General features: G+C 55.1%; 11 protein-coding genes. 7 read left to right on the top strand and 4 right to left on the bottom strand.

The genetic code is table 11. From position 1 onward, the window contains the following. Positions 1–256 precede the first annotated feature (256 nt). The 6 genes from SH528x_RS12990 (at position 257) to SH528x_RS12965 (ending at position 7,738) form a co-directional block, all read left to right on the top strand. Complete coding sequence (locus SH528x_RS12990) at positions 257–514, top strand: hypothetical protein (protein ID WP_442510947.1); 258 nt, start codon at positions 257–259, stop codon at positions 512–514. A gap of 288 nt (positions 515–802) precedes the next feature. After that, a complete protein-coding gene (locus tag SH528x_RS12985) occupies positions 803–1,441 on the top strand; it encodes a sigma-70 family RNA polymerase sigma factor (protein WP_442510946.1) in 639 nt (212 codons plus the stop codon). 585 nt (positions 1,442–2,026) lie between these two features. Continuing rightward, positions 2,027–4,303 carry a serine/threonine protein kinase gene (locus SH528x_RS12980; protein WP_442510945.1) on the top strand — a complete coding sequence of 759 codons (2,277 nt, stop codon included), beginning with the start codon at positions 2,027–2,029 and terminating at the stop codon, positions 4,301–4,303. Positions 4,304–4,448: 145 nt separating this feature from the next. Beyond that, on the top strand, positions 4,449–5,075 hold the full coding sequence (locus tag SH528x_RS12975; RefSeq protein WP_442510944.1) for an EF-hand domain-containing protein: 627 nt from the start codon (positions 4,449–4,451) through the stop codon (positions 5,073–5,075). Between the two features lie 283 nt (positions 5,076–5,358). Further along, the gene (locus SH528x_RS12970) at positions 5,359–6,249 is read left to right on the top strand and encodes a dienelactone hydrolase family protein (protein ID WP_442512121.1); all 891 of its coding nucleotides are present in this window, start codon (positions 5,359–5,361) and stop codon (positions 6,247–6,249) included. Between the two features lie 73 nt (positions 6,250–6,322). Next, positions 6,323–7,738, top strand: coding sequence for an arylsulfatase (locus SH528x_RS12965; protein WP_442510943.1), 1,416 nt, complete (start codon positions 6,323–6,325; stop codon positions 7,736–7,738). A gap of 76 nt (positions 7,739–7,814) precedes the next feature. On the opposite strand, the gene SH528x_RS12960 is transcribed toward SH528x_RS12965, so the two are convergent. From SH528x_RS12960 to SH528x_RS12945, 4 genes are all read right to left on the bottom strand, one after another. After that, complete coding sequence (locus SH528x_RS12960) at positions 7,815–8,384, bottom strand: J domain-containing protein (RefSeq protein WP_442510942.1); 570 nt, start codon at positions 8,382–8,384, stop codon at positions 7,815–7,817. 480 nt (positions 8,385–8,864) lie between these two features. Then, positions 8,865–9,278, bottom strand: a complete 414-nt coding sequence (locus SH528x_RS12955; RefSeq protein WP_442510941.1) for a VOC family protein — start codon at positions 9,276–9,278, stop codon at positions 8,865–8,867. A gap of 84 nt (positions 9,279–9,362) precedes the next feature. Next, complete coding sequence (locus SH528x_RS12950; protein WP_442510940.1) at positions 9,363–10,700, bottom strand: hypothetical protein; 1,338 nt, start codon at positions 10,698–10,700, stop codon at positions 9,363–9,365. A 190-nt stretch (positions 10,701–10,890) separates the two neighbouring features. Beyond that, positions 10,891–11,610: a penicillin-binding protein activator LpoB gene (locus SH528x_RS12945; protein ID WP_442510939.1), complete on the bottom strand. Its 720-nt coding sequence runs from the start codon at positions 11,608–11,610 to the stop codon at positions 10,891–10,893. A 535-nt stretch (positions 11,611–12,145) separates the two neighbouring features. On the opposite strand from SH528x_RS12945, the gene SH528x_RS12940 reads away from it, so the two are divergent. Next, complete coding sequence (locus SH528x_RS12940; protein ID WP_442510938.1) at positions 12,146–12,673, top strand: hypothetical protein; 528 nt, start codon at positions 12,146–12,148, stop codon at positions 12,671–12,673. The last annotated feature ends 212 nt before the right edge of the window (positions 12,674–12,885 follow it).

Below are 12,885 nucleotides of genomic sequence, written 5' to 3'. Positions count from 1 at the left end.
GTGGACGACAGCAAATGGGACGAGCCAGTAGGTGAACGTGATTGGCATTCCGTCGTTCGCCAGCGGCCTACCTACTTCGATTCACCACGATCATTATTGCAGATCCCCCCGTGGGTAGGTTGTAAGAGTTTGCGAAATTCGTGGGAGCCGCAGAAGATTCAGCTCAATCAGATCCAAGTACGCAGCAAGATCCAGAGCCGCAGAATGATCAATGGGCACAGCGATTTGTGGCGAGTCGAACACCAGGACCAAAAAGATGGCTGACTTAAAGAACCCGCGAGTGATCTGGGCAAAGGGAATATTGTTCCTGTTTCTTGGTGTGCTCGCCTCAGCAATGCTGATCGCCCATGCCCCCACGGCACCAGTGGTCATCTTGCTCGGCATTACTATCTGGGCATTTTGCCGTGCCTATTATTTCGCATTCTACGTGATCGAGCACTACGTGGATCCCAACTTCAAATTCGCGGGCCTTATCGCTTTCGTGCGTTACACGCTGCGTCGCAAACACGATTAGGAACGTCGGAACAATTAATGTCATCGATTGAAGCGTTGCCAGAGCGTGGGGCCGGTTCCTACCGGCCGACTCCATCAAAAAGTTAAAGGCGACCGGTGGGAACCGGCCCTACTCGAAACTTTGCTTTATCGCGTTCGTTCGTTGTATGCTGCGTCGTTATCGCGGTGTTTTCCCGGGTCGTCTGATCGGCAGGATCAAAAACGGCTAAGATTTCCATTATCGGCGACGGTTTCACGATTTCGCCGCAACTAAATCTCTGTCATTACAAAACCAGACGAAACACACGCTTTGGAAAACACATCACTGGCTGATCCACAAGAACCGCCAAGTCACATGGAGCGATTGATCGAAGCGGCACGGTCCGGGGATGCGGATGCGTTGGGTGAACTGCTTGGCAGTTATCGGCGGTATCTCATTTTCCTTGCACGAGCGGGGCTGCATCATCATATGCAAGCCAAAGCGGATCCTTCGGACATCGCTCAAGAAGTTTGCTTGGCGGCTCACGGAAACATTGAAGACTTTCGCGGCGAGACGGCCGAAGAGTTTGCGGGGTGGTTGCGTGGGATTCTCACCAACACGCTGGCGATGCACGTTCGCAAATTCTTGGGGACCGCGAAACGTGATCCGAGACTTGAACAACAATTGAACCACAGCTTTGCCAGCGCAACCGGTTTTCTGCAATCACAGATCGCTGGCAATGCAACTTCGCCAAGCCAGCATTTCGCTCGTAACGAAGCGTTTTTACAACTTGCCGCAGCATTGGAAGGGTTGCCGGAAGACTATCGACAAGTGATCGTGCTGCGTCACGTCGAGGGACTCTCATTTGCCGAAGTCGCCAGTGCGATGCAACGCAGCGTGGACAGCGTTGAAAAGTTATGGGTGCGTGCGTTAGCGAAACTGAAGACAACCATGACAGAGAGCAGGTAGGCAGGAATGATTGGGTAAAATCCCATTAGCCGTTTGGGCGCTAGCGGCGCTGTTGACTTAGTGAGCCGCTCGCGCGTGAGCGGCCGGGATCCACGCATTACCCGGTGCCTTACGGCCCACGGCTCACAAGAACAGTGGGAAAAAGTTGAAAAGTTATGGCTGCGTGCTCTAGCGAAATTGAAGACAACTATGACCTAAGCAGGTAGGCAGGAATGATTGGGTAAAACCCCATTGGCCGTTCGGGCGCTAGCGGCGCTGTTGACTTAGTGAGCCGTGACGCGTGAGCGGCCGGGTTTCACGCATTACCCGGTGCCTTACGGCCCACGGCTCACAAGAACAGTGGGAAAAAGTTGAAAAGTTATGGCTGCGTGCGTTAGCGAAACTGAAGACAACCATGACAGAGAGCAGGTAGGCAGGAATGATTGGGTAAAATCCCATTAGCCGTTCGGGCGCTAGCGGCGCTGTCGACTTAGTGAGCCGCTCACGCGTGAGCGGCCGGGTTTCACGCATTACTCGGTGCCTTACGGCCCACGGCTCACAAGAACAGTAGACGTGGGCATCGCAACAAAACGACAGAGAATTAGCATGAGTCAACTCGACGAAACAGACGACGACCGCGTGGTTGCTGCGGTCAAAGATTACATGCGGATGCTGGATGCCGGTAATGCGCCATCACATGAACTGTTTTTGCAGCAGCACGCTGACATCGCCGACGAGCTCGGGCCGTCACTCGAAGGGCTGGCGTTGGTTCATCGCGCAGCCGAACCCAAATCGTCATCGATGGTCGTGCCGGATGCCGAGTTCACTGCCAAACCAATCGGTGATTTTCAAATCGTCGGTGAACTCGGACGCGGCGGCATGGGAGTGGTTTACGAAGCGATCCAGTTGTCACTCGGTCGTCACGTCGCGCTAAAAGTGCTGCCATTCGCCAGCGGACTGGATGAAGTTCGTTTGCAGCGTTTTCGCAACGAGGCGCATGCGGCGGCGGCACTGCATCACACCAATATCGTTCCCGTGTACGCCGTTGGCAGCGACCGGGGCGTGCATTACTATGCGATGCAAATGATCGACGGCAGCACGTTGGCCGAGCTGATCGAGAACATGCGAGCAGCGAACGATGTGGATCTTACGCAGCACGTTAGCCCACAAAAAAATGTGCATCCGTCTCCGGCGGACGCGTCGCGGCTGAAAAAGATCAACGATACGGTTGTTCGGCACTCCACCATCCTCAACGAAAGCTCGACAGTCCGGCAGCGGTACTATCAATCGGTGGTTCGCATGACGCACCAAGCTGCTGTCGCAATCCAACATGCTCATCAATATGGCGTAGTGCATCGCGATATCAAACCAGCGAACTTGTTGCTCGATTCCGTTGGCAAAATCTGGGTGACTGACTTTGGGCTGGCACAAGTACAAAACGAAGCGTCGAATTTGACTCGCACTGGCGATCCGATGGGGACGCTGCGTTACATGAGTCCGGAGCAGGCCGCCGGCCGCCGCGACGAACTTGATCACCGTACCGACATCTATTCTCTCGGTGTGACGCTCTACGAATTGTTGACGTTGCGACCGGCGATCGAAGGCGACGGCTATCGCGAGATGCTCAACAACGTGGCACTCCATGATCCGCCATCGCCCAAGTCGCTTGAACCGACGTTGCCGACCGAACTGGATACGATTGTTCGCAAAGCGATCGCAAAGGTTCCGGGCGACCGCTACGCCAGTGCCGGAGCATTGGCCGAAGACTTGCAAGCTTGGTTGGATGACAAGCCGATCGCCGCGAAACCACCCACGGTCTGGGAGCGAGCGACGAAATGGCGGCGGCGCAACAGCGGGTTAGTGGCGGTGGCTAGCGGGATGCTGTTGTTGGCAACGCTCAGCCTGCTTATCACGACGCTGATGATTTGGCGTGAGCAACATCACACGTCCGACGCCCTGGCTCGCGAAACGCAGCAGCGTCTCATCGCACAGCGAAATTTCCAGCAAGCCCGCGATGCTGTCGATTCATTCAGCACGCTAAGCGAAAGCGAACTCGCGTACCGGCCTGACTTGCAGGACCTGCGCCGCAGTTTCCTGGAAACGTCGCTGTCGTTCTACCAAGATTTTCTTGAAAACCGAGCCGAGGATCCTCAGCTTGCCAGTGACTTAGAAGCGACTTCGGCGCGAGTGCAAAAGATGGTCGATGAATTACGAGTCCTCGACAACCTCGCACCGCTTTTGCAGCTGTCCGACCGACGCGTGCAAGAAGAACTCGGCATCCAACCCGACGCGGCTGCCGAGATCGATGAAGCAATCATTCAGTTTGAAGAGCAGCGAGATTCATTCGCGAATCAGTTTATCGGCGGCTTTGCAACGAACAACGAAGAGATGTCGACCTTAATTAGCCAATTTGATCAATCGATTCGTGAGCGGCTGGATGATTCGCAACTGAAACGGCTGCGTCAAATCGCTCGCCAGAAACGGTTGCCGTTCACTTTCAAAACATCCGCGGTCGTCGCCGCACTTGGGCTGACGCGTCAACAGCGTGATGATGTCAACCGGATCATCGAAGAAACGCGACCGAACCGCAATAACAAGCGAGAGGGTGATGGCCGCGAAGGTCCCGGCCGAGGCGGGCCTCCGAAATTTGGCGGCCCCCAGGGACGATCGATGGACGACCGCCACAAACCACACGAATTCGGGGCGGATGGACAGGGGCCGGACGCGATTCGACACGAGCGGTTCGGTGATCGACGCTCGATAATGAATGAAATGTGGCGTTCTTTGGCCACAGAAAACACAGTCAATCATATATTGGAAATCTTGACGCCCCAACAGCGTCAAAAGTGGGACGATCTGATCGGCGAGCCGTTCGAAGGCTGAATCAGTCCCACTGCGTTGAAGCAAATTGCTCGATAAAGAAATTTTCTGTGGCGGTTTTGCAAGGGGGTCGCAACTGATGGGATAACGCGAGTGTCTCAGCCTCCATCCAGGTTGCTCGCGGCATTAAAAATAGAAGGAAATTTCGATGCGACTTCGCTATACAATGTTTTTCAGTGCCTTTGTTGTGGTTTGCTGTGCGTTGGAAACAAACGCCCAGCAGCCTGGGTTTGGACCCGGCGGTGGCCGTGGTGAGCGCGGCGGAGAGAATCGCGAGCGTGGTGAAAGGGGCGAACGTGGCGGCGATCGGATGCGAATGATTCCCGTCATCGCGGCGCTTGATGCAGACTCCGATGGCATCATTTCCGCTAAGGAAATTGCTGGTGCGGTTGCTGCACTGAAGACTCTTGATAAGAACAAGGATGGTCAGTTGACCGAAGACGAAATGCGTCCCGAGTTCGGAGGTCCTGGCGGACCCGGCGGACCTGGTGGCGGAGGATCTTCGGAAGCCGTCGTCGCTCGATTGATGGCGATGGACCAAGATGGCGATGGCAAACTCAGTCAATCGGAATTGTCGGGTCGCTTGCAATCGATCATGGCCAAGGCGGACACCAACAAAGATGGCTTTGCAACCAAGGCTGAAATCGAGGCGATGGCCAAAACCGACGCAGCAGCCGGTGGACGACCAGGCGGAAGACGTGGTGGCCGCGAAGGCGCAGGTGGCCGAGAAGGCGGTGGCGATCGCGGACGTGGTGATCGCGGACGTCCCGAATAGGTTTTCCTTCTGCAGGCCGTCTATTGATTTCGCCGTCTGGTGCATTGCATCACACGGCTATCGCTCGCTTGACCACGTGCAGCGATGTGCACCCGGTCAATGATCTTTGGAACAATGATGGACGTAGCGGAACTCGTCAAGAGTTTCGACCTATTCAGCGATTCACGAAACTCTTGACGAGTTCCGCTACCCTAGAATCATGCTGCAACGCAGCACGAACACTGAAATGGTATATTCACCCGAGTATCTACGCAGCTTCATCAACAAGCCGAAGGCAAAAATCATGCAGCGAAAACAAGCCAATCAATTTGATCAACGAGTTCTTGATTTGTATGACGACTATGCTCACGGTCGTCTTTCCCGCCGCGACTATGTTAAACGTCTCGCCGCGTTCGCCATCGGCGGTCTGACCGTCGAGGCACTCGAAGAAAGTCTATCGCCCAATTATGCATGGGCCGAGCAAGTTGCTGCTGACGATTCGCGAATCAAAACGGAAACTATCACCTACGACTCGCCCCAAGGCGGCGGCAAGATCAGCGGATTGTTGGCGCGTCCTGCAACAGGCGAAAAATTCCCAGCGGTCTTGGTCATCCACGAAAACCGTGGTCTGAATCCATACATCGCCGACGTCACCCGTCGCCTAGCAGTTGACGGCTTCCTTGCCTTCGCCCCTGATGCCCTTTCACCGTTGGGCGGGTATCCCGGCAACGATGACGAAGGCCGAGCGATGCAGTCCAAGCGAGACCGCGACGAGATGTTGCAAGACTTCATCGCCGCAGCCAAGCTGCTCGATACTCACGAATACTCTACCGGTAAAGTGGGCGCGGTTGGTTTCTGTTTCGGCGGCGGCGTGGTTAACCAACTTGCCGTCCATATCCCGAAGATCCTCGACGCTGGTGTTCCCTTTTATGGCAGCCAACCTAGCGCCGAGGACGTTGCCAAAATCAAGACGCCGCTGTCGATCCAAAACGCCGAACTCGACCGCCGAATCATGGCTGGTGCTGCGGCATTCGACGACGCCCTTACCCGCAACAACGTTCCTCATGAATCACACGTCTACCCCGGCGTCAATCACGGCTTCCACAACGACACGACTCCGCGTTACGATGAAGCCGCTGCCAAACTCGCTTGGCAACGAACGATCGCGTGGTTTAACAAGCACTTGAAAGGCTGATCGGCATCATTGCCGAGGCAATTCTGGCGTGATCACCTCCCCACACTGCCTCGAACCAGAGAACATCAGCAAGATGCTATTTTGCCTTCCGCAGCGTTTTTCGCGATGTCTATACAGTTTCCTGGCGGCGATGTTTGTCGCCGGTTTCGCTGGTGCGGCGGAAGAGCCCAAACGTCCGAGTATCATTTTCATCATGGCGGACGACTTGGGGTACGGCGACCTCGGTTGCTATGGCCAGTCGCTGATCCAAACTCCCAACATTGATCGCTTGGCGAAAGAAGGCATCCGTTTCACGCAAGCATATGCGGGAGGTCCGGTCTGCACCCCGTCGCGGTCGGTATTGATGACAGGGCTGCACAACGGTCACACCGTCGCTCGCGACAATGTGCCCCACTACCGGACCTATCTCGAAGACAACGACACGACGCTTGCCGAAGTGCTTGCGAATGCCGGCTATCGCTGTGGCGGCGTAGGCAAGTGGTCCCTCGGCGATGCCAATAGCGTCGGGCGTGCAACCAACCAAGGTTTTGACACCTGGTTTGGTTATCTGAACCAAGATCACGCACACTACTATTATCCTGAATACCTTGATGACGACGAAGGTCGGATGGAATTGCCTGGCAATACGAAATCGCGGCACACCTACAGTCACACTCAATTGACCAAACACGGACTGCAATTCATCCGCGAGTCACACGATCGCAAACAGCCGTTCTTTCTCTATGCCGCTTACACGCTGCCGCATTTCTCGTCGCCGAAGGAAGACGCTGACGGCTTGACCGTGCCCACGACTGCACCCTATTCCGATCGCGACTGGGAACGCAAAGCAAAGAAGTATGCGGCGATGATCCATATGCTCGATCAAGACGTCGGACGAATCACACAGCTGGTCGATCAAAGCGGAATTGGAAACGAGACGCTGATTATTTTCACCAGTGACAATGGCGGTCACCACTCGGTTGCCAAGCGATTTGACACCAACGGCCCACTCCGCGGATACAAACGTGACTTAACCGAAGGAGGCATCCGCGTGCCGCTGATCGCCCGGTGGCCTGGTCAAATTCCCGCGAACAAGACAAGTGATCAAGTGATTGCGTTTCAAGACATGCTGCCAACGTTTGCCGAACTGGCTGGAGCCAAGACGCCGGCAAACCTAGACGGCATTTCCGTCGTCACCGCATTGATCGGAGGCAAGCTGCAATCAGATCGCGAGTTTCTGTATTGGGACTTTGGTCACTGCCGAAATCGCTACCATCAAGCGGTTCGCTGGAAAGATTGGAAGGGCATCCGCTCGGATATTCGTCTGGGGGTTGCCGGCCCAATACAGCTGTATGATCTGCGACACGATCTTGGCGAAGAACATGACGTGGCGACGGACCACCCCGAGGTGGTTCAGCACATCGAACAGATTATGAACACCGCCGTCACGCCGAGCGAGAAATACCCGATCGGTGAGGTTTATAAAGGCCACGCGATTTGGCAACCCTAGACCGACAATTAATGTCGTGGATCGCTCGGCGACCCATCGTTCTGATTACGGAGGGATCAGCGACAATCCGTCGGTGCTAGGCAGACTGCATTGCTGGAAGCCGCTCTGGGACGTGTTCGAGTCGCAAATGGCTCGAGACAGCCTCTTGATTCATCGCTTCAATTTGATCCACTCCGGCAGCGGTAATCGACAACTGGCCGCTCTCCTCGCGACCGATCCAGCCCTTCTCACGAAAATACCAGATGTGAAACGCCACTGTCTGTGGAGAATAAGGAACCATCGTCTCTAATGTTCCAAGTCCAATCCCGGGTTTCTTGAAATCTCGCTTACGCTGAGCATACAAAATCGAGAGCAACTCGTAGCGTTGGATACAATCGTCAGTCGCTGCGTTCGCGCCTTCGACTAATTCCGCGCGCATCTGATTCTCTTTCTCATACACTCGGTCGTAAGCGGCGCGTTGCTGAGGATCACGCAGCGCCTCAAACGCGGTGACGAGTTTTGTAAAATGCGTGCCGTCGCTATTCTCGCAGAGATCGGGATGATGCTTCTTGGCTAGAAAGCGAAAGACTCGTTCAATCGTAGACACGCTTGCTTTCGGACTTACTTCCAATACGTCGTAGTGATCAACGAAATCTTTGCCAGACATTACTTGAGTCTTTTCTTAAAAGTGAACGACAGCCGCCCCCAGACAGAATGCCGGTACCGCGTACAGAAACGTAGCTCTCAACTGGCGATTAAGAGCGGAAATACTCGTTCAATCGGCCCCCCACCGATAAGCTATTTCGGACGTAGCGGTTCTACCGTTTATCCGATGCACGAGATACGACAAACAGGGACGGAGAAACTGGCCAATCAAATCGAATAGAGTCGTACGCCCCAATGATTCGAGTGGACGACGATAGCCTCGAACACTCTTGAATCTCCATGCACAAAGTTGGGAACCCGCAAAGGGGCTTGTGTGCTTTGTCAGTCTTTGATTTGGGGGTAGTGGACATTGCTAAAGATCCGCTCACACTCAAAAAACAGGGAGCTTTAGCAAGCTCCACTACGGGAAACTAGGAGCATTAGCAAGCTCCACTACATTAGAAACCCCTATTTCCAATTTGGACGAAGCACTCGTTTGCGCTCACTTTGGGGGCATGCAGAGTTCGATCCAGTGGCCATCGGGATCTTGCACGAACGTTTGCAGGGCCCCGTCAGGTCGAGTCTGGCGAGCCCTGCGAGTCGCATTGTGTTTGTCCAAATGTGCCTCCCATTCGTCAAGCGAGTCGACTTCCAAGGCAAAATGGCCGCCACGGTGATGCGAGTGAACGGGCAATTCTCGATCGCCAATCAGATGCAACTCTTGTCTTTCACCGAGCTGAAACCACGCTCCGGGAAAATCGAACGCGGGCCGATCCAACTGGGGCAGATTCATCGTGTCACGATAGAACACGACACTCTTATCGATATCGAGAACATGGATGGCGATATGGTTAAGCTCGATGGCTTTCATGCGGACAACTTTGGGGATGGCGGCAATGGGCGAAGGTGAAGACAACAGCAGATGAGTTGCATCGCCATTCTAACCCGCGGCGATCACCAGGTAAGGCCAACGATCGCCCAGCGAGGCCTAGGCGATAAATCACTTCGCGTTGACGGGGTAAATCGTTTGATCGGGCGCGATCACAATCAAATATTCGTTTTGCCCGTCGACCATCGTCACCGGCGTTGTCACGCCGGATCCCATTGGGGCCCCTTGAATCCCCAGCGAATGAAGCGAAATCGCGTGCTCACCTGCGGGCAACTCCACCCTCAACACTTGGATCTCACGAGGCAACAGTCCCCAACACCGCGTGTCGGCATGCTCGACGCTGCCCCACGCCGAAGCGACTGCGAATTGGAACAACGATCCGGCGGCACCGTCCAATCCAAGTTGGTTTCCCGTCACCGCCACGGTGGTTTCTTTGGTCGCCCGCCGCATCACCGCACGAGCAATCGTCCAAGGCATCTCGGCTTCGACTTGTCGCGTTGCCAATTCACCGACATCCGTCAACGTCTGAGTCACGCCGATCGCAACGCCATTCGCACGAGCTCCGATCGCGACGACATTGGATGGCGGAATTTTTACCTTCGGCACTTTCACCGTGGCAATGTTCGGCAGCAAAAACGGTTTTGAATCGCCACCGTCATTGGTTTGAACATTCATCACCATCGACGCGATCTGCATTGCTGCGGTGGTTGTGGGTGCGTCGACTTGTTCCAGCACCGGTCCGCGACCGACACAGGCAATCACGTACAGCACGCCGTTGCCCGCGGTACTGTGGGCACCGCCGCTGGCGCGAACAACGTCGGCATGAGCAGGAGCGAAATTGGGCTCGACCGAGGTAACAAGCTGGTACGCGCGAGCGGCATCGTCGTAATCGTGATGCGTTGCTTCGCGTAACACGCCACGCAGATAAGGTGCCAAGGCAATCGGTTGATAGGTTTCGGACGCCGATTCCAAGCCTCGCTCGTTCGCCTCAGCAGCCAATTCCGACTGACGCATCGCCGCTTGCATCGCGTAGCTCTCGGCGTCTTGACCATCGGTCGCCAACGAGCAAACTGCTAACATTGCCCGGATCATGACCTGTTCGTAGCTGGCCGGTCGAAAGGGACGAGCGGTGTCGTCGGTGATGATCGATGCAGTTTCTTGAAGTGGTGCCATTTTCGGCATCGCGTCAAAACGATCGCGTAATTTGCGTAGCCGAGCCTCGGCCGCGGCCGCATCGCCGCGAGCCAATTCGATCATCGCCAAATCCAATGCCGCCGCGTCACCAAAGCGGCGACGTGATTTGGCGAGTTTGACAAGCGTATCGTGAGATTCGACCAAATCACCGCGAGCGAACGCGTCGCGTGCGGTATCGATTTTGCGCAAGCCGGCGGAACAGCCGCCCAGCAGCAACAAGATCAACATCGCGACAATCGACGGAGCTCGGTTCATGCTTTCGGGTAAGTTTCATCTAGCGTTGGGTTGGCGGCGGCTGCCACCGCGTTAGTGTTACGCCGCGAGTCCAATGCCACGTACCGTTGTGAGCCGTGACGCGTGAGCGGCCGGGCATCGGCATCGGTCGCTACCCGGTGCCTTACGGCACACGGCTCACCGTTGCGTTTGAATCATCTGCAGCGTCGAATCAACCGTCGCCTTGGCCGAGACCAAAGTTCCACCATTTTCCGGCACGTGTTTTCGAATAGCCTTTGCGAATCGTCGCCGACTCTTTCAGAAAGTCACCGCTGTGCAGATTGACCATTTCGAGGGTCAGCAAGTAGTCACGCTGGGTGGTCTTGTTGCGATCCGTCGTGCCGCTGGTGATGGTGGCGTACAACAAGTAGTCGACTGGCGCACCTTGGCGTCCGAGTGCCGCAGCGAAATGGGCTCGGTTCTCGGGCAGAAACAGAGAATCGGGACGAAGCCGGGTTTCGACCAAGGCAGCATCGACCATTCGCCGACTGATACAGCGGAAGGTTTCGGCCGAGTTGATTTGCGAATCGATCCGCTCGTATAACTGGTCTTTGAAATCGACCATTTCTTCGGCGCTCTTGTTCTCGATCCCGATGAAGCAAACGGTGGCGGGTCCGGAGGCCAAAGCCGATCCGATTTGCCCGTCCAACTTCATCGCGTTTGCCGATTCAAACGAAACGGTCTGGATCGCTGGCGGGCATCTTCCCAACAACTTAGCGACCGATTCATCGACCAACGGGTTCCAGGTGGCAGCACCGGCGGTATGGCTGCCGACAAGATCCTTGTCGTTGGCAGCCAAAATGTGCCCGTATTGTCGGCCTGCGCAACCCACCACGACGCTAATGCAACCGATTGCGAGCAAAGGGAGCGATAAGACAGCAAAGTTTCTCATAGGACTTCCATCCGTTAAATCCGCCACGATTGATGATTCCGGTGTGGCATCCGCGATTTCTCTACCTCGACAAAGTTTTTCATCGGGCGATGATTTTCTTCTGGTGAGGTCTTCAAACGTGTGTTTGAGCAAGGTTGGATTGACGCGGGCGCTGTCCAAAACATGGGAAAAACTTGTGAAATCAAAATTTCTGCAAGAATTCCTGGCCTGAATGTTGCCAGTCGCCTTGTCGGTTTGATGTGAGGTATCAAAATGTGGTTCACGTCGGCTATACCACTGCTCTTGGCGAGGACTCGGCCGTTCGGGTAGTGATTGCCACCTGATCCGATTGAATCGGATGTTCGGGTGGAACTGCGTTGACAAATTATGCTGGATCGAGAAACTCACGCAGGTCTTCCTGGTTCCCCAAAACGCCGCAGACTCCCCTATGTGAATCATCCCCGTCCTTTGTGCAGCTACGCTTGACGGCGATCCACGCCAGAATTTGATAACGAACTGGCTTTCTACAAGAATTTTCTGAGATCTTTCATCACTTATGTCCATCGCTTCTACCGCTTCCGAACAATCCGAATTGGTTCCATCGTCCGCGACATCGACCACCGCCCCGCGAACAAATCCGCGCGGGGGTGATTATTTAGGTGGCACTTTTTCGGGACAGATGACGCCACCGACCATGACGGCATGGACGGGGGGTGCGGTGCTGCCATCGCCAACGTCGATGGGTGACGACGACTTGATCGACGATGACGACGACGATGATAGCGACGAGGACTCGGGATTTAGCTCGGATGACGATTCCGACGGAGGCGGCACGGGCGACGACGGCTTCAACGATGGACTCGATGAAGACGACGAGGTCGATGAATTCGACGATATCGACGAAGACGATTTCGATGACGATTTTGACGACGATTTCGAGGAAGAACTCGAAGACGACTACGAGATCGAGATCGAAGACGAGATCAGTGCCGAGTTTGGGTTGAGCAGCGGCGACGGCAGCGACGACGACGAATTGGAAGATTTCGACGATTTCGATGACGTCGACGAAGACCTGAACGACTAAAGCTCCCTCGTTTCGGTAGTGGGGCTTGCTAAAGCTCCCTGTTTTCTACACGCAAGGGGATCTTTAGCAAGATCCACTACGGGAATCAGCGACTCCCAACGCACTCGTTAGCGTCAGCGGCGTTGGTCTTGGCTCTACCGCGAAATCGCGACCTCTCTACGAACACAGGTGCTGCAAAGGTGTCTTAAAATCGGATATGGTTTCCGATTAGT

It is taken from the genome of Novipirellula methanifontis, assembly GCF_052161655.1.
GTDB lineage: Bacteria > Planctomycetota > Planctomycetia > Pirellulales > Pirellulaceae > Novipirellula.
The sequence above is the reverse complement of the archived record's forward strand: the minus strand, read 5'-3'. Positions and strand labels throughout refer to the sequence as shown.